The organism is Muricoccus roseus (assembly GCF_900141905.1).
Taxonomy (GTDB): Bacteria; Pseudomonadota; Alphaproteobacteria; order Acetobacterales; family Acetobacteraceae; genus Roseomonas; species Roseomonas rosea.
In genome coordinates this window covers 108,706-130,942 of the sequence record NZ_FQZF01000013.1, presented here as the reverse complement: position 1 = coordinate 130,942, position 22,237 = coordinate 108,706, and the positions used below count along the sequence as shown (strand labels likewise).

Annotated in this window: 13 protein-coding genes; 7 read left to right on the top strand and 6 right to left on the bottom strand. The window is 62.7% G+C overall.

Annotated features, from left to right (window positions below; translation table 11 throughout):
* Positions 1 to 21: 21 nt before the first annotated feature.
* The 5 genes from BUB97_RS12705 to BUB97_RS12685 are packed head-to-tail and all read right to left on the bottom strand — an operon-like array spanning position 22 to position 10,391.
* Positions 22 to 3,060 (bottom strand): type III restriction-modification system endonuclease, encoded by a 3,039-nt coding sequence (locus BUB97_RS12705; protein ID WP_073135235.1) that lies wholly within the window; start codon positions 3,058 to 3,060, stop codon positions 22 to 24.
* Between the two features lie 10 nt (positions 3,061 to 3,070).
* Positions 3,071 to 5,179 carry a site-specific DNA-methyltransferase gene (locus BUB97_RS12700; RefSeq protein ID WP_217659661.1) on the bottom strand — a complete coding sequence of 703 codons (2,109 nt, stop codon included), beginning with the start codon at positions 5,177 to 5,179 and terminating at the stop codon, positions 3,071 to 3,073.
* Between the two features lie 4 nt (positions 5,180 to 5,183).
* Entirely contained in the window at positions 5,184 to 5,891 is a 708-nt protein-coding gene (locus tag BUB97_RS12695; protein WP_073135233.1) for a DUF4391 domain-containing protein, read from the bottom strand.
* The gene (locus BUB97_RS12690) at positions 5,888 to 9,160 is read right to left on the bottom strand and encodes a helicase-related protein (RefSeq protein WP_073135231.1); all 3,273 of its coding nucleotides are present in this window, start codon (positions 9,158 to 9,160) and stop codon (positions 5,888 to 5,890) included. Before BUB97_RS12690 ends, BUB97_RS12695 begins: the two co-directional genes overlap by 4 nt.
* A gap of 10 nt (positions 9,161 to 9,170) precedes the next feature.
* Positions 9,171 to 10,391, bottom strand: a complete 1,221-nt coding sequence (locus tag BUB97_RS12685; protein ID WP_073135229.1) for an ATP-binding protein — start codon at positions 10,389 to 10,391, stop codon at positions 9,171 to 9,173.
* A gap of 255 nt (positions 10,392 to 10,646) precedes the next feature.
* Between BUB97_RS12685 and BUB97_RS12680 the strand changes: the two genes are divergently transcribed.
* The 7 genes from BUB97_RS12680 to BUB97_RS12650 all read left to right on the top strand — a co-directional run bounded on the left by BUB97_RS12680 (position 10,647) and on the right by BUB97_RS12650 (position 21,871).
* Positions 10,647 to 11,615 carry an ArdC family protein gene (locus tag BUB97_RS12680; protein WP_073135227.1) on the top strand — a complete coding sequence of 323 codons (969 nt, stop codon included), beginning with the start codon at positions 10,647 to 10,649 and terminating at the stop codon, positions 11,613 to 11,615.
* A gap of 160 nt (positions 11,616 to 11,775) precedes the next feature.
* Complete coding sequence (locus BUB97_RS12675; protein WP_073135225.1) at positions 11,776 to 13,920, top strand: ParB/RepB/Spo0J family partition protein; 2,145 nt, start codon at positions 11,776 to 11,778, stop codon at positions 13,918 to 13,920.
* 105 nt (positions 13,921 to 14,025) lie between these two features.
* A complete protein-coding gene (locus BUB97_RS12670; RefSeq protein WP_073135223.1) occupies positions 14,026 to 14,442 on the top strand; it encodes a hypothetical protein in 417 nt (138 codons plus the stop codon).
* The gene (locus BUB97_RS12665; protein ID WP_073135303.1) at positions 14,435 to 15,079 is read left to right on the top strand and encodes an antitoxin of toxin-antitoxin stability system; all 645 of its coding nucleotides are present in this window, start codon (positions 14,435 to 14,437) and stop codon (positions 15,077 to 15,079) included. Before BUB97_RS12670 ends, BUB97_RS12665 begins: the two co-directional genes overlap by 8 nt.
* 154 nt (positions 15,080 to 15,233) lie before the next feature.
* Positions 15,234 to 19,532: a strawberry notch family protein gene (locus BUB97_RS12660; RefSeq protein WP_073135221.1), complete on the top strand. Its 4,299-nt coding sequence runs from the start codon at positions 15,234 to 15,236 to the stop codon at positions 19,530 to 19,532.
* Positions 19,532 to 20,593: a DUF7146 domain-containing protein gene (locus tag BUB97_RS12655; RefSeq protein WP_073135219.1), complete on the top strand. Its 1,062-nt coding sequence runs from the start codon at positions 19,532 to 19,534 to the stop codon at positions 20,591 to 20,593. The genes BUB97_RS12660 and BUB97_RS12655 overlap by 1 nt, the downstream gene beginning before the upstream one ends.
* Before the next feature lie 354 nt (positions 20,594 to 20,947).
* Positions 20,948 to 21,871 carry a DUF2493 domain-containing protein gene (locus tag BUB97_RS12650; protein ID WP_073135301.1) on the top strand — a complete coding sequence of 308 codons (924 nt, stop codon included), beginning with the start codon at positions 20,948 to 20,950 and terminating at the stop codon, positions 21,869 to 21,871.
* Between the two features lie 9 nt (positions 21,872 to 21,880).
* Here the strand turns inward: BUB97_RS12650 and BUB97_RS25855 are convergent, their stop codons facing one another.
* Positions 21,881 to 22,210 (bottom strand): hypothetical protein, encoded by a 330-nt coding sequence (locus BUB97_RS25855; protein WP_139281339.1) that lies wholly within the window; start codon positions 22,208 to 22,210, stop codon positions 21,881 to 21,883.
* Positions 22,211 to 22,237: the final 27 nt, after the last annotated feature.

Genomic DNA, 22,237 nt, shown 5'->3' with positions numbered 1-22,237 from the left:
CATCAGGTAACCGCCTCAACTCTATGCAGCAGCTCGCCCCACGATATCCATGAGCTTCTCGTAACTCGTCACCACGTCATACTTGACCCGATCCTCGGACACGCGCTGACCGATCTCGTCGAAGAATTTCCGCGCGCAAGCGATCTTGGTGTTCTCGATCTCGCGGAGCTTCATCGAGGACATGGTGCCCTTGGTCTCGGCAACGAAGTAGATGTGCTTGACGCTTCCCTCCTTGAAGGAGATCGCCCAATCGGGGTTGTAGTCGCCCACCGGCGTCGGGATCAGGAAGCCGCGTGGCAGCTTGGCGTAGACCACCACCTCGCTCGCAGTATCCAGCTCGTCGGCAAACTTTCGTTCGATCTCGGAGTCGGTGACCACGTAATCGTACACGTGCCGCTTGAGCTTGGCCGATGCCTTGGAGAAGTCCTGGCCGGTCTGGTTCGCGGTGAAGATGTCGACGTCGTAGCGTTCGGCCAACCCGTCGTAGGCCAACCGCTCGATTACCATTGTGGCCTTTTGCTCAGCGATGATCCGCGATGCTTCGGCGATGAAGTGCTCGGGGTTCTCCTTGAACTGCCCGAACACGCTGGCCTGTATGCCGGTCAGGATTTCCGCTGCAGTCTTGCGCGTGAGCTCCGTGTTTTCGGCCATCTTCCCGAGGAGGTCGTACTTCACGAGCGAATGGACAGATCCGCCGCGTTCGGTCGTTGAGCCTGTCAGGGCAAAACCATCACCCGCCTTCAGCTGTTCGTCCGTTAACCCGTCACCCTGTATGCCGGTCTGAACCGTGTACTGGAGCGGCGTCACGCGAAGCTGGCTATCAAGGGCGCTTACGCACTTTCGGACCAATTCATCGGAGTCGAACTCGACCCGATAAACAGCCTTCTGATTGATACGCCACCAGAGCTCCTGGAACTCCTTCTTATCGAAATTCTCATTGAGCGGATTGGTCTTCGGCTTGCGGCCGTCCTCGACCTTCGGGAGTTGCGCGTCGCTGAACACGCTGTCGATGATCTGGAAAATCTGATCGGCATGCACCTTCAGCTCATCCGGCAAGGCCGCCAGGGTTCCGGCCTCCTTCGCCTGGTGGTAGGCGCTGGTGATCTGGTCTGCGTCGTCGGAATAATCGTTCTTCACGAGGTAGCGGTAGATCTGCTTCGCCATGGCCGGCGTGATCTCGATCGGGCCAGCATCGGTCGTGATGCTCTTCCCGGTGAAATAGGCCTCCGTCGCCTTGCGCGGGCGCGACGTCAGCGTGTCGGCGATCTCCTTCTGGAGGCCCGCCACAAAGTTCTTGTAGCTCTCGCTGGCGACGACCGTGAGGACGTTGATGTCATGGACGACCGCGGGGTTGTCCATCCGGTCGCCGTTCTGGTCGACCGACAGGCGAAGGCCGCGGCCCACTTCCTGGCGCCGTGAGACGGTGTTGTCACTGTGCTTGAGCATGCACATGACGAAGACGTTGGGATTGTCCCACCCTTCGCGCAGTGCGGAATGCGAGAAGATGAACCGCGTGGGTTCCGCGAAAGACAGCAGCCGTTCCTTGTCCTTCAGGATCAGGTCGTAGGCGTCCACGTCGTCTGAATCGACCGACCGTGCGCCGACGGCGGGGTCCTTCAGCCGGTTGGTCTTCTTGTCGATCGAGAAATAGCCGTTGTGAGTCTTGGCCGCATCGATGCCCGCCAGGTGCTTCCGGTAGGCGTCGTTATCAATCGCCAGCTCAGCCAGATATTCCGCCTTGAGAAGCTCGTACTCCTCCTCGAACACGCGGGCATATTCGCCCTTCTCATCCGGCTGTGCGTAATCGCGGTACTTCACGACCTCGTCGATGAAGAACAGCGACAGCACCTTGATGCCCTGGGCGAAGAGCTGCTTCTCCTTGTCGAGATGCGCCTTGATCGTCTCGCGGATTTGGATGCGCCGGATGTCGCGCTCGGACACATCACCGGTGGCCTCCCCGGCCTGGAGCACCAGGCCGTTGGTAAATTCGACCGTGTCGTTGCGCGCGTCGATCTGGGAGATCGTGAAGCCGTCGCGGTATTGATCCAGCTCGCCGGACTCGGCGAACAGGTCGTCACGGAACTCCAGCCGCTTGAGCTGGCGCTTGATCTCGCCGCTCGCGAGCTTCACCTCGATTTCGAGCCGGGCTACCGGCGCCTTCTTCGATATCTCGATACCCTCGAGGTAGAGGTAGGCGTTCGTGCCGGCGAGCCCCCGCGTCTGGATGCCCCGGACGGCGATCTTTTTCACCAGCTTCTGGTTATAGGCGTCGAGGGCATCCAGCCGGTGAACACGGTTGTGCTGCGTCTTATGGGTCGCCGAGTAGCGCAGGATCATGAGCGGCTTGAACTTCGGCAGTGCCTCCATCGTGGCCGCGCCTTCCATCTTCTGCGGCTCGTCAAGGATCAGGATCGGCCGGTTGCTGGCGATGACGTCGATGGGCTTGCGCGACTGGAAGTCATCCAGCTCCTCATAGATGCGTCGGTTGTCAGCGCCGCGCGCAGCGAACGCCTGGATGTTAATGACCATCACGTTGATGCCGGCGTCCGACGAGAAGCTCTCCAGCTCATGCAGCCGCTTGGAATTGTAGATGAAGAAGCGCGCCTTCTTTCCGTAGCTCTCGGTGAAGTGGTCGGCGGTGATCTGCAGCGACTTGTGGACGCCCTCCCGGATGGCAATCGACGGCACCATGATGATGAACTTCGACCAGCCGTAGCGCTTGTTCATCTCGAAGATTGTCTTGATGTAGCAATAGGTCTTGCCGGTCCCTGTCTCCATCTCGATGTCGAGGTTGAGCCGGCATCCAGCGCTGGCGACCAGCTTGTCGGAAAGAGGCAGGTTCTGGCGGCGCTGGACGTCCTTGATGTTGGCCAGCACCTGAAGCTCGGTCAGCGCCAGATCGGCGTTCTTGAACCCTTCCTCGAAGGCGCTCGTCTGCGCCTTCCGGCCGGGATCGATCCGGTAGGTAATCCCGGTCGACATCGGCTGCCCGGCGAAGCAGTCCATGACCGCAGTCACGGCCTGCGTCTGATACGGCTGGACCTTGAATTTCAGCTTCACGGTCGCCCCCTCAGATCGACTTGACGTCGGTGCCGGGGGACACCTGGCGGAAGACCTGCTCGACGTTGATCTTCACCGCATCGGACACAAAGCCGTTGTCGCGGAAAACGACGCGCAGCGGCTCGCGGCCGGCAAGCTGCTTCACCAGTTCCTCTGTCACGCCGGTCTCAAAACAGGCGACCAGCGCATTTCCGTCCACGAAGAAGACGGTCTTGCCCTGTATGGTCTCGCGCTGGATCGGCAGCGTCAGGTCCACGCCCCAGTCGACGAGCACCTGGAACAGCAGGTCCTCAGGGGTGCGGTCGGGCTTGATGTTGTCGACGGCAGCGAGGAGGTCCTTCTGATCGATCTCGTCAGGGCGGTAGTACACGTCCTGCATGTTGGACGTATCGACCTTCAGGACCCGGAAGCCGACATCGCGGTTCCAACCCGGATCGCAAGTCTCCGACAACACCGCTGCCCCGGCCTGTCTCACGCGTTCTTTCGACACTTCAGACAAGACCAGCGGTCGACCATTCTTCTTCATGAGCTTAATTGCGGCCTGCACCGTCTTCTTTGCAGTTCCCGTAGTCGAGGCTTCTGCCTCCTGCAAATCCTCGGGGAGCTGAACCATGATGAAACGGTGATTGGTTCCATAGGTGGCATTAGCCCGGAAGACAGCTTCGGCGGTACTGGCAGATCCAGCAAAGAAGTCCATTACGAGGGCGGCACGGTCATTCGGCGTCATATATTCGATCAGTTTTGCCAACTCATCGTGATCCTTGGGGTTCGTGAAGACCTTCGCCCCCATGAGCTTACGCAGGTATTTTACCGAGACTTGAGATTGCTTGTAGAAATACGACCCACGAACCTGGGTGGCGAAATCCGCGTCCTCTTCGCTGTCGTCATCAATATCGTTCGAGTCGACTTGGCTTCCATCCGCCTCTTCGGGGATCGGTCGAATATGGGCCTTCCTGAAAGGTGGTTGTGTGTGGTCATCGCGAAACTCGACAAGTCCGAGCTTAATCTGTCGCTGCATCTCCTGCGACGTTGAATATCTCCAGCCCGCTTCGGGGACTTCGCAGGGAAGCCCTGTCACTGGGTGAATTACGTCATACCTCGGTCCATCACCACCGGGCCAAGAGATATCGCGGTCTCGCCACGGACCATTTTCATCGACCCGCTTGTACCGCGCCCACTTTTTTGCAGGATGGCCCTTCGGCAAGTCGGAGTACCATTGAGAAAGATCAGCCTCGATCGCCTTGAAGTTATCACCATGAACTTCGCGTAGCCTGACGAATTCGGCCCATATATCGCGCGCACCGGGCTTCTCTTCCCGCCAAATTTCTTGCTTCTCGCGTAGCCGCGTCACGTTCTTAGCGAAAACCATCATGTATTCGTGGCCAACGGAAAAGAACTTTGCATCGTTCTTTCGGCCTTTCTCCCAGACCAGTTGAGCCACGAAGTTTGTCTCGCCGAAGACCTGATCCATCAACTTTCGGAGCGCAGCCTGTTCGTAGTCGTCGATGCTGACGAGGATAATCCCATCATCCTTCAAGAGCCTCTTCGCGACCGTCAGACGCGCATAGATCATCGACATCCAGTCCGAGTGATATCGACCGCGCGTATCCGGGTTCGCCACCAGACGGCCGCCTTCGGCAGTTTTCTCCCCCGCGTCTATCTCGAACTGCTCTTTGGCTGCGGTGAAGTTGTCCCGATAGATGAAGTCCTTGCCAGTATTATAGGGAGGGTCGATGTAGATCAGCTTCACCTGACCGAGATAGGTTTCCTGTAGCAGTTTCAGGGTCTCAAGGTTGTCGCCTTCGATGAATAGGTTCTTCGTCGTGTCGAAGTTGACGCTTTCGTCCTGTGCAGGTCGTAAGGTTTTTGAGAGGGGGGAGTTCGCAGTGATCAACGCCTCGCGTTTTCCGGGCCAATCCAACCGGTACCGCTCCTGTGACCCTTCGACGATGTGGTCGCTCAGCTCCTGGCGCAGCTGATCGAAGTCTACCGCTAGACGCACTACCCCCGTCACCTCGTCGCGTGCCTCGGTCACGCAGCTGGGGAACAGGTCGCGGATCTTCCCGATGTTCTCCTGGCTCAGGTCAGGGCTGTGCATCTTCAGCTTATCCATCGTCATTCCCTTACTCATTCGTCATGGCAGTGACGGGTACGCGGCCGGAAAGGCGCTCCAGTTCCTGCCGTGCGGCGCGCAGCTCGGCATTGATCGCCACGCGCTTGTTGAACTGCTTCTCGCGGGCCAGGCGGGCCCTGATCCGGTCCACTTCCCGCGTCTTGACCCGGATCGCCTCCACCCGCGCTACGCGCGTCTGGATGTCCTCACCGGCTTGCTCCGCTTCGGCGGCGGACTTCGGCATCAGCGCCGTGATGAGGGAGTCGTAGAGACCGCCGAGATTGAGGGCGACCGGCAATGGCCGGCGCGGCGCGTCGTCAGGTGCCCAATCGGTCGCGAAATAGCCGCTGACAACCCACTTCGTGGAAGCGGCATCACTCGGCCGCTTGAAAGCGGCCACCGCCTTGCGCTTTCCGGACCATGTGAGCTCGAAGATCAGCGGGAAGGGGATTGCCCGGTCGATCGCCCGCAGCACTTCTTCGTCGAGGTTGCCGGTGCGCAGGCTGATGCCGAACACCTGGATCTCCTTGACGGCCTTCGTCGCCGCGAGGTTAGTGGTTTCTGGGGCCAGCTTGTACTTCCAAACGATTTGGTCAACCTGGGTGACGAAAAGGTCCCGGAGCGCCGTGCTGGCGCCCGCATGCTCGTAGATGCGGCTTTTGGGGACAACCCGGCCGAATGCTGCAGCCTTGGGATAATCGAAGAACGCTGCCGTCATGTGGCCCCCTCCTCGATCACGAGGAAGGCGATCAGCTCGAAATCGTCGAGCCCGGCGATGGTGTGGACCAGCGCCGTGGTCCGCCCACCGCTGAACAGGCTGTCAATGTCCTTCTCTTCCTTGACCTCTATCATCGAGCGGATCGCCGCGCTCAGAAGGGCGGAGCACTGCTCCATCTTGCGACCGTCCTGCGTCCGCTCGTTGAACAGCTGGCAGACCGCCCGGATCGGTTCCGCCTGGCCCTTGCAGCTCGTGCGGATCAGATCGAGCAAGCGCTTCACCTCGGTATGGTCGATGATGGCCCCACCGTCGTGACCGACATAGACGAGGTAATATGGGTGCAGCCGGTTCTGCTGGTTGATGTTCACGCTGTCGTGGATGTTCTTTAGCGCGAAGATCACACCGGGCTTCAGCCCCAGCGCCGGCTGTGCCGGCACCACCGCATGCATGCCGTTGGGCAGATGCTCGAGGTCGCCGTGCTCCTTGATGTGGTTCAGAAGGTCCATCCGGAAATCGTTGAGACCGAGGTCCGTGATGGAAATCCCGGTCCGCACATCCTCCAGCTCAATCACCTCTTCCTGGAGCCGCTTGAGCTGCTCCTTCCGGTAGGCGATATCACTGCTCTTGGACGTCAGAACATTGTCGTCGCCGGTCGCCGTGACGTCGGCAATCATCATGCGGTTTTCGACCCGCTCTTTGAGATTGATGTACTCGTCGAGTGAGATGTCCGGCCAGTAGCTGACAAGCTGTATTTGCGCGTTGTGTGAGCCGATACGGTCAATGCGCCCGAACCGCTGGATGATGCGAACCGGGTTCCAGTGGATGTCGTAGTTGATCAGATAGTCGCAATCCTGAAGGTTCTGGCCCTCGGAGATGCAGTCCGTCCCGATAAGGATGTCGATCTCGCCGGTTTCGTGCGGCAGGACCAGATGCTTCTCCTTCGCGCGCGGCGAGAACAGCGTCAGCAGCGACTGGAAATCATAGCTCTTCTTCAGAGTGCTCTTCGGCGTGTCGGACCCGGTGACCATGCCGCAGTGCAGGCCGTGCGACTGAAGAAACGCTTCCGCCAGATTGGTGTAGAGGTACTTTGCCGTGTCCGCGAAGGCGGTGAAGATTAGAACCTTGCGGTTGCCGGGGTTGAGCGGGTCAGCGACCTTGCGGGTGATGACGTCCTTTAGATGCTGCAGCTTGGCATCATCCTCGGGAACCACCTTGTCCATCGAGGCGATCAGGTCACCGATCAGCGTGAGATCGGCAGCAAGGTCATGCTTCCACGACGGGAGGTCCATGTCCGAGAGGCTGATCTGGATCTTCTTGCCGACTGTGAACTCATCCAGCCCGCTCAGATCGTCGTCATCGGGATCGAAACCCGGATCGCCAAGATGGTCGGTCACACTCGCGGCGGCGCCCGTGCGCTCAAAGGTGTCGATCGCCTTGAGCGTCTGCGCGATGTTGCTGCTCAGCGCCCGCAGGGTGAGCCGGAAGGCTTCGACCGAACTCTCCAAGCGCTTGAGCAGGTTCGTGGTCATCAGAGCCTGAAGGCTCCGCTCGCGGTCAGCTTGGCGCAGCTTGCCGCGACCGCCCTCCACCTGGGTGTCGTAGATTTCTTCGTACTTCTGAAGCCTGCTCGGCAGGATGTAGCTGATCGGCGCGTAGACGGCGAGCTTGAGCACCGACAGGCTGCCGAAGATGTCGTTGAGGCCGAGCACATCTGCGCGATGGGTGATCGGGCATTGGTACGACAGCGGCTTTCGGCGCTGGGGGAATTTTCCGATATCCTTGGTGTCGTAGAAAGTCTCGATATGCTTGCGCGACCGGGCGATCGTCACGGCATCGAGCATCTCGAAGAAATCGAAGTCCAGGGCCTTCAGGATTGCGGCTGCGGTTCGCTCGTGCGGCGGCAGATCCGACCAGGCATTGAACGCCTTTTGGGCGCGCCGGAAAATCTCTTCGATCCCGGTCTTGGTTTTCAGCTTGCGGCTGAGGTTTTCTGAATCCCCTTCATAGGCCAGCGCGAGCTGATTGCGCAGGTCGTTGAACCGGTTGTTCACCGGCGTCGCCGACAGCATCAGAACCTTGGTCTTCACGCCGGCGCGGATGACCTTGTTCATCAGTTTCTGGTAGCGGGTCTCCCGATCCTTGAATACATCGTTGTTCCGGAAATTGTGCGACTCATCGATGACGACGAGATCGTAGTTACCCCAGTTCACGCGGTTCAGCGGAATCCCGAACGCCTCTCCTGAGGTGCGGGAGAGATCGGTGTGGCTCAGGACGTCGTAGTTGAAGCGGTCCTTGGCGAAGATGTTCGTGGTCAGATTGGTGTTGTAGTTGCGCCAATTGTCCGCAAGCTTCTTCGGGCACAGGACGAGCACCGACCGATTGCGCAGTTCGTAATATTTGATGACCGCGAGCGCGGTGAAGGTTTTCCCGAGGCCGACGCTGTCCGCCAGAATGCACCCGTTGTGCATCTCCAGCTTGTTGATGATACCAGTGGCAGCATCCCTCTGGTAGTTGAACAGCTTGTTCCAGACGAGGCTGTCCTTGTAGCCGGTCAGATCGTTTGGCAGCGCATCCTGATCAATCTCTTCGAGGAAATCCTGGAAGAGGTTGTAGAGGATGTGGAAGTAGATCCGTTCCGGTGAATTTTCCTGGTAGACGGACTCGATGTGGTCGCAGATGGCGGCGGTGACGTCGCTGACCTTGTCCTCATCGTTCCAGATCTGATTGAACAGTTGCAGATAGACCTGTGTGTGCGCCGCATCGTCGATGCGCGTAACGAGATTCGAGACGGCGTCGCCCTTCTGATAGCCCAGGTCAACGGCCGTGAACCCGCTAATCGGCATGTAGGCGACGTCGCCGGCTTCCGATCCTGCGTGAATGAACTGCTGCATCGGTGCCTTAGTCTTGTTCGACTTGAAGCGAGCCTTCTTTCGTATCCATTCGGCGCACTCGCGCGCGACTGCGCGCTGCGTGAGCTTGTTGCGAAGCTGAATCTCGAACTCGGTGCCGTAGAGCCCCCGCTCTCGCGTCGTCTTTGGGATGAAGAACTCTCGCCGCTCCTTGCGGAGGCGGTCAGTCACAGCCGTCGCGACGAAGGTCGGGGCTGTGAAAATGAACTGCAGGCTCTCGACCTTCGAAAACTCCGCCTTCAGGGCCTCGAACGCATAGATCGAGAAGCAGGACGCTGCGATTTTGATCCGAGCGCCCCGCCCCAACGTCGCCTTTAGGTCATCGCCGAGAAGCAGTGAGGTGTTGTCGATTATCTTCATCGGCTTTTCCTCACGCCCACAGACACGATAGTGGCGCGGCCGCCAGGCGGTCTCCGAACGGCACGACATCCGTGCTGTCGTAGAGGACGACGCCAAACGCGAAGCGGTCCCCACAAGCCTCGGCCAGTGCGCGCAGGCCCGAAAAGTCGCTGGCCTTGACCGTTGCGCTCGCCTTCACCTCAATGGCGGCAATCATGCCGTCATCGCGCTCGAGCACGATGTCGACCTCGCGCATGTCCCGATCGCGGAAATGATGTGGCGTCAGACGCAGGTCTGAGGCCGTCATCAGCTTCAGCACTTCGGAGAACACGAAGCTCTCGAGCAGCGCGCCAAATGCCCCCCGATCCGCCTTGATCCGATCGAAAGTCAGCCCGCGCGCGGCAGCCAGCAGGCCGGAATCAAGGAAATGCAGCTTGGGCGTCTTAACGATGCGCTTGAGCGCATTGGTGAACCATGGCTGCAGGGTCGCGATCAGGAACACCTGTTCGAGCAGACCGACATAGCGCTGACCGGTCCTGTGGTTGACGTTGATGCCGCTCGCAAGCTGGGAATAGTTGACAAGCTGCCCGGAATGTTCGGCGAGAAGACGCACGAACTTGGGGAGTTCGGTGAGCTTCTCAACTTCAGCGATATCGCGCAGATCACGGGTCAGGATCGAGGTGAGATACGCACGCGCCCAGTCTTGTCGCCGGCGTTCGCTGTCGCGGCTAATCGCCTCAGGAAAGCCGCCGCGCAACGCAAGCTGGACCAACTCGTCGCCGACAATGGCGGCGCTTTGACTCTCCAAATTCCCCTCGAACAGGCGTTCCAGAAAGGTCGGTGCTCGGCTATCGATTTCCGCCCGAGCCAAGGGCAGCATCCGAATGGTTTCCATCCGGCCAGCGAGGCTGTCAGCGACGCGCGGCAAGGTCAGCACATTGGCCGAGCCGGTCAGCAGGAAACGGCCCGGGCGATAATCTTCGTCGACCGTCTTCTTGATCGCCAGCAACAGATTGGGCGCGCGCTGGATCTCGTCGATGATGGCGCGATCCAGACCTCGGATGAACCCGGCCGGGTCGGACTGGGCGGCCTCAAGGACGGTCTGGTCGTCGAGTGTGCTGTAGGTCCAGCCGGTTTCTCCCATCTTTCGCACCAGCGTCGTCTTGCCGGCCCGGCGCGGTCCGACGATGAGGACGACCGGCGTATCTGCAAGCGCCTCCTCCGCCCTCCGCTCAACGAATCGCTGGAACATGAAATCTCCGACTACCGGCTGATTGGCATCATCAGCCTCGGCAGATTTGTAGTCAATGGTCCGCTGATTGGTATCGTGAGCATTCCCAGGATCTGAGGGGAAAGCCTTCCCCTGCGGCTGAACTTTGTCTCTGCCGACCCTTGTCTAGCGGGGAGCCCCCGCAACGCCCCCCGAGAGTGAGAGTGCAGGCCGGGTGTGCCGTGACGGGTTGAAGGCTGGGAGAGAGGCTTCCGGCACCCGTCGCGGAGACCCGTGATGTCGAAACGTGATCCACGCGGCCGGCCGAGCGCCGACCGGACGAGCCTGTATGACGAAATCACCGGCAAGATCCTGGCCGAACTGGAGGCCGGACGGTTGCCCTGGGTCCAGCCCTGGGGGACGGCCGCGGCCAAGGCGCCACTCGCCATGCCGACCAACGCTGCGACCGGGCGCGGCTACTCGGGGGTCAATGTGCTGATCCTCTGGGGCGCGGTGATCTCGCTTGGCTTCCCGAGCCAAGGCTGGCTGACCTTCCGCCAGGCCCTGTCGCTCGGCGGCAATGTCCGGAAGGGCGAGCGCGGCACCACCGTCGTCTATGCCGACCGCTTCGTGCCGGACGATGAACGCCGTCGTGCGCGAGAGACCGGTGAGGAGGCACAGGCGATCCCGTTCCTGAAGCGCTTCACGGTCTTCAACGTCGCTCAGTGTGACGGCCTGCCTGAGGACCTCGTGGCCGCCGTGCCGGCGCCCGAACCCGGGCTGATCGAGCCCACGGTCGACGCGCTGATCCGGGCGAGCGGGATCGACTTTCGCATCGGCGGCGACCGGGCTTACTACGCGCCGGCACCTGACTATGTGATGGTGCCGCCGCCCCAGGCCTTCTTCGAGCCCATCAACTGGCATCGCACGGCGCTGCATGAATGCGCCCATGCCAGCGGCGCGGTCCATCGGCTGGGACGCGATCTCACAGGATCGTTCGGCTCCAAGAAATACGCGTTCGAGGAACTGGTCGCCGAAATCGCCTCGGCCTTCTGCTGCGCCGCCCTCGGCATCGCCCCGACCGTCCGCCACGCCGACTACATCGGATCCTGGGCCGAGGTCATGCGCGAGGACAATCGCGCCATCGTCCGTGCAGCCAGTCAGGCAAGCAAGGCAGCGGACTGGCTGCTGGCCTTCGCCCCAAACGCCGGAGAACCGGGTCAGGCAATTGCCACCACCCCCGAGACCGCATGCCAGGCGGCCTGACCCACTAGCATACGCTCCAAGCGTCGGCGCAGTCCCGTCTTTCCGGCTCTACGGCGTTCCGGCTTTCCGGAAACAATGAGAGGAAGAGGGCTGCGCCGATTGTCGTGACGGGTTGGAGGTCGGGAGAGAGGCTCCCGGCCGCCCGTCGCGGAGACCTGTCATGGCCACTGCCATTCAGAAGATCATCCTGTCGCCGTCTCGCGACATCCCCTTCAACAAGCTAACGCTGTCGCAGGCGAATGTCAGGCGCATCAAAGCCGGCATTTCGATCGAGGAACTGGCCGAGGACATCGCACGCCGCGGTCTCCTGCAGAGCCTCAACGTCCGGCCCATCCTCGATGCCGACGGCGCCGAGACCGGCCTGTACGAAATCCCGGCCGGCGGGCGTCGCTACCGGGCGCTCGAGCGTTTGGTAAAGCAGAAGCGCCTCGCAAAGACAGCCGCGGTGCCGTGCGTGGTGCGCGATCCCGCGACGCCGATCTTGGCCGAAGACGACTCCCTCGCAGAGAACCTTCAGCGTGCCCCGCTCCACCCGCTAGATCAGTTCCGGGCGTTCCAGGCGCTGCGCGACAAGGGCCAGTCCGAGGAAGACATCGCCGCGGCCTTCTTCACCTCCGCTCATGTGGTGAAGCAGCGTCTGCGCCTTGCGGGCGTCTCGCCGAAGCTTCTCGACATCTATGCCGAGGACGGCATGACGCTGGAGCAGCTGATGGCCTTCACGGTCAGCGCAGACCATGCAAGGCAGGAACAGGTCTGGGAGACGATCGCAGGCTCCTGGTCCAAGGAGCCCTATCAGATCCGCCGCATGCTGACCGAGAAGACGGTGCGCGCGTCGGACCGTCGCGCCATGTTCGTCGGGCTCGATGCCTATGAAGCGGCTGGCGGCACGGTCCTGCGCGATCTCTTCCAACAGGACGATGGCGGCTGGCTCGCCGATGTCGCCCTGCTCGATACCCTGGTTGCCGCCAAGCTGAAGACAGAGGCTGAGGCCATCGCGGCCGAAGGTTGGAAGTGGATCGAGGTCGCTGCCGACTTCCCCTACGGTCACACCCACGGTCTGCGCCAGATCGACGGTGCCGCCGCCGAACGATCGGCTGACGAGCAGGCGACGATCGACGCGCTCAACGCTGAATATCAGCGGCTCGAAGCCGAGTATGAAGGTGCGGACGAATTGCCAGACGAGGTCGATGCGCGGCTCGGCGAGATCGAGGCCCTGCTGGAAGAGCTCGACACCCGGCCGGTGATCTTTGATCCCTGCGATATCACGCGTGCTGGCGTCTTCGTGAGCATCGGCGCGGACGGCAGGCTCGTGGTCGACCGCGGCTATGTTCGCCCGGACGACGAGGCGCCCCTCGTCCTGCCCGATGACGAGACCGGTGGCGCTACGGCGGCCACCAGCGCACATGCCGGCGAACCCGGACCGAGCGGTACGTCCCGCACCGTCATCACGGTCGGCGGGCAGCCGATCGAAAGCGAGGACGACGAGGACGACGTGATCAAGCCGTTGCCCGAGCGCCTGGTGATCGAACTGACCGCCCATCGCACGCTCGCGCTGCGCGACGCCGTGGCGAGCAACCCACAGATCGCGCTGACGGCGCTGCTGCACAAGCTCGTCATCGACACATTCCAGCGCACCAGCACCGGCGGCGGATGCATCGAAGCGTCCGTGCGACACGTCTTCTTCCCCGCGCAGGCCGCCGACCTCAAGGACAGCCCCTCCGCATACGCGATCGCGGAGCGTCACGACACCTGGAAGGCTGATCTTCCGCAGGACGATCAGGCGCTCTGGGACTGGCTGTCGGCACTCGACGATGCGAGCCGACTCGCGCTGCTCGCGCATTGCGTGAGCTTCGGCGTCAACGCGCTTTACGAGAAGCCGAACCCCTACGGCGGGAACGGCGTGTCCCAGCACGGGCTCGAACGCCGTCTCACCCAAGCCGACCGGCTCGCGCGGGCGACTGGTCTCGACATGGTGGAGGCCGGATGGCGTCCTTCGGTCGACAATTATCTCGGCCGGGTGCCGAAGCGACGCATCGTCGAGGCCGTGCGTGAGGGCGCGGGAGACCGGGCGGCGCAGCTCATCGAGCATCTGAAGAAAGCTGAAATGGCCAAGGAAGCCGAACGACTTCTCGCCGACGCCCGGTGGCTGCCCGAGCCGCTGCGGCTCGCCGACACGGACACATCCTCCGAAATGGCCGAACCCGAAGCTGAGGCAAGCTCCGTGGATCTGCCGGCGTTCCTGTCTGGCGACGAGGAAGCTTCGGACGAAGACACCGAGCCGCTCCCGGCCATCGCAGCCGAGTAGCCGATCCAGGCGGGACCGCTCCGGCGGTCCCGCATCTTTCCTCACACGCCCCTGCCATCAGCCCGGTCGCCACGCCGGGCTTTTTCAATTTCGTGGGAGACTGTCATGGCAGACTATTTCACGCACTTCTCGTGCTTGCTCGACGTCGGCACACCTCAGAACGCCGCGCGCGCACTCGATCTCTACAATGCCCTGTCCGAAGCCGGTGCTTCGGAAGAACCGCCGTCGGAGGGATTCCTTGTCTCCATCCAGCCGGAGCACGGCGGCTCGCAGCTCTGGCTACGGGATGACGTCTCCGGCGATCCCGAACGGCTGATCCAGTTCGTGAAACTCTGCGCGACGGAATTCAGCCTGAAGGGTCGTTGGGGCTTCCAATACGCCAATACCTGCTCGCGGCCCCGGCTCAATGCGTTTGGCGGCGGTGCGCACGTCCTCGACCTCGGCACGGGTGAGACCCTCGGATGGATCGACACCGATGGCTGGCTCGCCGCCGCGGTGGATGGAGGTGATCCCGATGCCTGAGATCATCGAAACCATCGTCTATCGCCTCGACGAACTCTCCGCTGCGGCGAAGCACGCCGCGCGCGGATGGTACCGCGAGGGTGGCTTCGATCATGACTGGTTCGAGTTCGTTTATGACGACTTCGAACGCATTTGCATGATCCTCGGCATCAGCCTCAGGAGGCGCCCTGTCCGACTGTTCGGCGGTAGCACCCGCTCGAAACCCTGCATCTGGTTTTCGGGCTTCTGGAGCCAGGGCGACGGAGCCTGCTTCGAGGGCGACTACCGACACGCGAGATCCGCCGCCGGGCGCATCCGGGCCTATGCACCGACGGATACCGAGCTTCACCGGATCGCCGATACCCTCCAGGCCGTTCAGCGGCGCAACTTCTACCAGCTCCGCGCCACGATGACCTACCGGGGGCGCTACTATCACGAGCAGTGCATGGCCATCATGGTCGATCGCGACAGTCCCGTGGGTCAGGACATGACCGCCGATGCAGAAGATGCCGTCTCTGAAGCGCTCCGTGACCTGGCCCGCTGGCTCTATCGCCAGCTCGAAAGGGAATATGAGCATCTGACCTCGGACGCGGTGGTCGACGAGGCGATTGCGGCGAACGGCTACACCTTCACCGAAGCGGGCCGGCGCTTCGGCTGATTCAGCCTGCCGCTCGCACGTCGAGAGGCAGAGGGGGCCGGGACGGGTTTGAGCCCGGACGGTCGAGAGAGAGCGCCCGAGGGCTCGCCCTGTTCCCGCTCTCCTCGAGGTCTTCCCCATGCACGATCGTTCCGCACCATGCGCGCAAAAACATATGCCGGCGTCTCATCTGCCACGCGTCGACCGAATGGCGGCCCTGCTCGATGCCGCCCGATCCATCCTCGTCCATCTCGAAGCCGGCCGACGTGTCGACGCCACCCTGCTTCGTGACGCGATGGGAGCGAGCTTCAACGCGAGCGACGCTGCCGGAGCCTGGGACTGGAAACGGGCCTACGATGCCTGCGAGGCAGCAACTGTTCTCTTCCTCCGCAAATTCGGCAAAGCGCTTTTGCAAAAAACCGGCTCTCCGGCCGCTGCCCTTCCGCTGGTGGCAAAAGTCGCCGGTCTGCTTCCCACGCACACGCGCCGCTCCCTCGAAAGCGAGACGTTCCAGCAATTCTCGACGCCCATCCCGCTCGGATTCATCGCGTCTTGCGCGGCCGCTATTACACCTGCCGACCGTGTGCTCGAACCGTCCGCCGGGACCGGTTTGCTCGCCATTCTGTCCGAGATTGCGGGCGCTACTTTGATCCTCAACGAACTGGCGGAAACCCGCGCCAGCCTCCTCTCCTCCCTCTTCCCGGCGGTCGCAGTCACGCGCTTCGACGCAGCGCAGATCGACGATCATTTGCACCCGGCCGTGGTCCCGTCGGTCGTGCTGATGAACCCGCCATTCTCGGCGATGGCGAACGTCACCGGTCGCATGGCCGACGCAGCGCTGCGACATATCGCATCCGCGCTCGCCCGCCTCGCCGAAGGCGGGCGCCTGGTGGCCATCACCGGCGCCAATGTCAGCCCGGAGCATCCAGCCTGGCGCGACGCGTTCATCCGATTGCAGGAGCGCGGACGCGTCGTATTCACCGCGAGCATCGACGGCGCCGTCTACGCCAAGCACGGCACAACTATCGAGACACGGCTCACCGTCTTCGACAAGCTGCCAGCAGACGATCCGGCCCGGTTTCCCGCATCACAGGGTCAAGCACCCGACACGCAGACGCTTATGGGCTGGGTCACGGAACACGTTCCCCCACGGCTCACACTGGCGGGCTCGGTCGCCCTGCCGGCACCATCGGCGATGGCGCCGAAGCAGGTTGCCTGTCCGATTGCGCGCAGCACCGTGAACGCGCCGCAGAGGTCATCACTCGAGGAGCCGGTTTACCTGGACCTCGCCTATGAGACCCTTGACTGGAAGCCGGCCGAGGGCGGTCGGCTGACCGACGCCATCTACGAAGAATATGGACTTCAGACGATCCATATTCCCGGCTCTCAGGCCCATCCGACCAAGCTCGTGCAATCGGCGGCCATGGCGTCGGTCGCACCGCCCAAGCCGAGCTATTGTCCACGCCTGCCCGAACGGCTCATCACCGAGGGCGTACTGTCGGACGCGCAGCTCGAAACCGTGATCTATGCCGGCGAGGCGCATACGGGCTTCCTCAGCGGCGCCTGGACTGTCGAGGCGACGTTCGATGTCGTCTCTGCCGCACCTGACGAGGCGGCATCCGCCGTCCGCTTCCGGCGCGGTTTCATGCTCGGCGACGGCACGGGCGCGGGCAAGGGGCGCCAGTCCGCCGCCATCATCCTCGACAACTGGCTGCACGGTCGGCGCAAGGCCGTCTGGATCTCGAAGTCCGACAAGCTCATCGAGGATGCACAGCGCGACTGGTCGGCCCTGGGCATGGAGCGCCTGCTGGTAACGCCGCTCTCCCGCTTCCCGCAGGGACGGCCGATCACACTGCCGGAAGGCGTCCTATTCACCACCTATGCCACGCTGCGGTCCGATGAGAAGGCCGACAAGGTTTCGCGCGTCCGCCAGATCGTCGATTGGTTGGGCTCCGATTTCGACGGGGTGATCATCTTCGACGAGAGCCATGCCATGCAGAACGCCGGCGGCGGAAAGGGAGAACGAGGCGATGTCGCGCCATCGCAGCAGGGCCGTGCCGGCTTGCGGCTCCAGCACGCCCTCCCCGGCGCTCGAATCGTCTACGTCTCAGCGACAGGCGCCACCACCGTCCACAATCTCGCCTATGCCCAGCGTCTCGGCCTGTGGGGTGGCAAGGATTTCCCGTTCTCCACCAGGGCCGAATTCGTCGCTGCCATCGAGGGCGGCGGTGTCGCAGCGATGGAGGTGCTGGCCCGCGATCTTCGCGCCCTCGGCCTCTATACCGCAAGGTCCCTGTCGTATGACGGTGTCGAGTACGAGCTGATCGAGCACGCGCTCACCGACGAGCAACGCCGCATCTATGACGCCTATGCTGGCGCGTTCTCGATCATCCACAACAACCTCGATGCCGCGATGCGCGCCGCGAACATCACCAGCGAGACCGGCACGCTCAACCCGCGCGCCAAATCCGCCGCCCGTTCGGCCTTCGAAAGCACCAAGCAGCGCTTCTTCGGGCACCTGCTGACCTCGATGAAGACCCCAACGCTGATCCGCTCGATCCAGCGCGATCTCGATGACGGGCACGCGGCTGTCGTCCAGATCGTCTCCACCGGCGAGGCACTGATGGATCGGCGACTGGCCGAGGTGCCGACCGAGGAATGGAACGACGTACGCGTCGACATTACGCCGCGCGAATATGTGCTGTCTTACCTTCAACACTCCTTCCCGGTTCAGCTCTACGAGCCGTTCACCGACGCGGATGGCAATCTCTCTTCGCGACCTGTCACCCGCGACGGCCAGCCCGTCGAAAGCCGTGAAGCGGTCGCCCGGCGTGACCGGCTGATCGAGAAACTCGCAAGCCTGCCGCCGGTGCCTGGCTCGCTCGATCAGATCGTCCAGCGCTTCGGAGTGGACGTGGTTGCCGAGGTGACCGGGCGATCGCGGCGCATCATCCGCAAAGGTGATCGGCTCATGGTCGAGAACCGTCCGGGCTCCGCCAACCTCGCCGAGACCGCCGCCTTCATGGATGATGCCAAGCGCATCCTCGTGTTCAGTGATGCTGGCGGCACCGGGCGCAGCTATCACGCGGACCTCGCGGCGCGTAACCAGCGCCTTCGCGTCCACTATCTCCTCGAGCCGGGCTGGAAAGCCGACGCCGCCATTCAGGGCCTTGGTCGCACCAACCGCACCAACCAGGCGCAGCCGCCGCTGTTTCGTCCGATCGCAACCGACGTGAAAGCCGAGAAGCGCTTCCTGTCGACCATTGCCCGCCGGCTCGACACGCTCGGGGCAATCACCCGCGGCCAGCGCCAGACCGGCGGACAGGGCCTCTTCAGACCCGAGGACAATCTCGAAAGCCCCCATGCGCGCGACGCGCTGCGCCAACTTTACCTGCTGATCGTCCGCGGCAAGGTCGATGGCTGCCCGCTCCAGCTCTTCGAGAGCGCCACCGGCCTCAGCCTGATGGACGACACGGGCATCCGTGACGAGCTGCCGCCGATCACGACCTTTCTCAATCGATTGCTGGCGCTGACGATTGACCTGCAGGGCATATTGTTCACCGCCTTCGAGCAGCTTCTCAATGCCCGAATTGCCGGAGCACTGGCCAGTGGCACCTATGACATCGGGCTGGAAACGCTGAAGGCCGAAAGCTTCGTCGTCACCGACCGGCACACCATCTACACACATCCCGCCACGGGCGCGGAAACCCGCTTGCTGACGATCACCCAGCGCGAGCGCAACCGGCCCCTGTCGCTCGACCAAGCCTTCGACCTTCTCGCCGATCCGCGTGCAGCTCTGCTGATCAACGAGCGGTCAGCGCGGGCAGCGGTTCAGGTGCCTGCCCCGAGCATCATGCTGGATGATGGGGAAATCGAACGCCGGGTGCGCTTGCTCCGTCCGATGGAACATCACCATGCATCGCTGGCGTCGATGGCGGAAAGCCATTGGCGGGCGGCCGATCGCGAGGTCTTCGCGGCGGCGTGGCAGCGCGAACTGACGCAGATCCCCGAGTTCACCGACAGCACGATCCATGTCGTCGCCGGGCTCCTGCTCCCGATCTGGAAGCGTCTCCCGGATGAGTGCACGCGTGTCTATCGTCTCCAGACGGACGACGGCGAACGCATCATCGGGCGACGCGTGTCTCCAGCCTGGGCAGCCAACGCGCTCGCGACCGACGCGCCGACGCTGACGGCCGCCGATGCCTTTGCAGCCTTGGTGGCAGGCAGCACCGTCCTAAATCTCACTGAGGGCCTCCAGCTTCATCGCGCGCGGGTGATGGGCGTCCACCGCATCGAGCTATCGGGCTTCTCCGACACGATGCGCGATCGCCTCCGGTCCTACGGACTGTTCCACGAGATCATCTCCTGGAAGCTCCGGATGTTCGTTCCCACCGACGCGACCGGCGTGGCCGTCCTTGCCAAGGTGATGGAGCGCTATCCAGTCACGCGGATCTCTGAACGGGAGGCCGCATGATGGCCAGCTTGGACGCATCCGATCTCGCGGCCCGCCTCGCCGGCCAGGCCGAAGCCGTGTGCCGGCACTATCTGTCCAACGGCACAAGGCAGGGAGGCTACTGGCTGGTCGGCGACGTTCGCAACACGCCGGGCCGCTCAATGTTTGTGCGGCTCAAGGGGCCGCAGACGGGTAAGGGCGCCGCCGGCAAGTGGACCGACGCCGCGACTGGCGAGCATGGTGATCTGCTCGATGTCATTCGCGAAACCTGCGGCCTTCCTGACTTCAAGCAAATCGCCGAGGAGGCGCGGCGCTTCTTGAGCCTCCCGCATCCAGAGCCCGCACGAGAGTCGCGGCGGGCCAAGACGTCCTTGGCGCCAATGGGTTCACCAGAAGCCGCGAGGCGTCTCTTCGCGATGGCACAGCCGATCAACCGTACACTCGCCGAGACGTATCTGCGCAGACGCGGCATTACGTCTTTGCACGAAACCGGATCGCTGCGCTTTCATCCCCGCTGCTTCTTCCGCCCCGATGAGCATTCCCCGACCGAGATCTGGCCGGCGATCATCGCAGCCGTCACGGATCTCAATGGCGAGCTCACCGGCGCACATCGCACCTGGCTGGACCCCGGCGGCTTCAACGAAGCGACCTTAGGCAAGGCGCCCGTCGAGACACCAAGACGGGCGATGGGCAATCTCCTCGGATCTGCCGTGCGCTTCGGACTGCCGGGCTCGGTGATGGCGGCCGGCGAAGGCGTCGAGACCATGCTGTCGCTGCGCTGCGTCCTGCCGACCATGCCAATGGCAGCCGCGCTGTCGGCGGCGCATCTCGCAGCTATCCAGTTCCCCGACACCCTGCACCGGCTGTATGTCGCGCGTGATGACGATCCCGCCGGCGATGCAGCGGTGACGACCTTGATGACCCGCGCGGAGGAAGCGGGCATCGAGGCGGTCATCCTGTCTCCGACCCTCGGCGACTTCAATGAAGACCTCCGGCTGCTGGGACTCGCAGCGCTCCGGGCGGCCATCCGTGTCCAGGTCGCGCCCCAGGACATCGCACGCTTCATGGAGCACGCAGCTTAACCGCGATGGAGGCAGGCGGCTGCCGGTCGAGCACTTCGATCAACGCTCGCATCTGGGATGACCGTTTCGCCAGAGGACCGCGCCCCGGCCTTCCAGAGGGCGATCGGCCATCAGACGGTCCATCCCGGCAACCTTGTGGCCGACTATTTTCCGGCGGCCCGTTCCACCCCACGCGGTGAAGCCGCGCGGGGACCCCGGCTCGGGCCTTTCCATCGCGAGACAAAATAGCCGGCCCCTACGGTCCTTCGCTCACGCTGCGGCCCCTCGCTTCGCTCCGGGTGCCAGTCCAGCCCGTCCGACGGCTTCGTCGCCATGAAGGCCGCGGCGGTCGCGGTCCAGCGAACGGAGCTTCCCATGAGCGAGCACGACGAATTTGAGCCCGACCACATCTCTTCTGCCACCGACCACGTTCTGACCGAGCTTCATCTCTACGGCTTCCATCCCCGCGACGATGAACCCGATCCTCGACCAATTCCGGAAGATCGCGTGATCGCTGGCGCCGTCGCCGACATCTTCGACGCGCTGATTGCCACCATGGCCGATACCGGCCTCGACGCTGATCTCGACGACCTGCTGTGGTCAACGGTCAACACCTTCCACCGCGCCGTCGAACGAGTCGAACGCACACTCGACGACAACGAGCAGGCGCAGAAGCAAGGGCAGCGCGAACAGGACGGCTCCGAGGTGAAGGCCGTGCAGCTCGAAGCGCTGATCGCCACCGGACAGCGGCTCATCGAACGCCGCGACGCCCTCGAACTCCTTCGTGACACCGGCGCCGACCTTTACCGGAAAACGACCGGCTCGAACTGGTCTCCCCGCCACGGCTCACGCGTCAACCATCGACAGCTCACGTCTGCGATGATCGACAGCCGCGACTTCATCGCCGCCCGCAAACGCGCCGATCGCGAGGTGCTGCTGCCCGCCGGACCGAAGATCGCGCTGACCGGCGGGCTCGACTTCAACGACCATCAACTGATCTGGGCCAAGCTCGACCAGGTCCGCATGAAGCATCCCGACATGGTGCTGATGCACGGCAAATCTCCGAAAGGGGCCGAGAAAATCGCCGCCCGCTGGGCCGACCACCGCGGCGTCGCGCAGATCGGCTTTGCCCCCGACTGGACCAGGCACGGCCGTTCAGCCCCGTTCAAGCGCAACGATCAGATGCTGGACGTGCTGCCGATCGGGGTCATCGTCTTCCCCGGCACCGGCATCCAGGACAACCTGGCCGATAGGGCGAAGAAGCTCGGCATCCCGGTCTGGAGGTTCGGCGGCGCGTGAGCGCCGCCTTTAGCCGAACAAAAGCTGTGGCTGCGTGGGCAGCATGACCCACTCTACGATGTTGCCCGCCTTTATCGTGAAGCCACGATCTCGCAGGGCGGCGGCGTCTGCATCGCTCAACCGGCATTGGGTTCCGTGGCTTGATGAGCCGTCCAAATTCACCACACCTATTTCTGCCCCTTTGCGCCCGTATATATGCGCATGCGTCTGCCCAACGCCGTGTGTCGGCTGGTCGATACGGATGTTTCTGTCAAAACGGCCGTTCACCCATTTGCCTTCGTCAAGCCGCTCGAAACTTTCGTCATCTTTGGACAAAATTATTTCGGTCAGCATCGGCAAATTTACAAAATCACGAAACCTCAACAT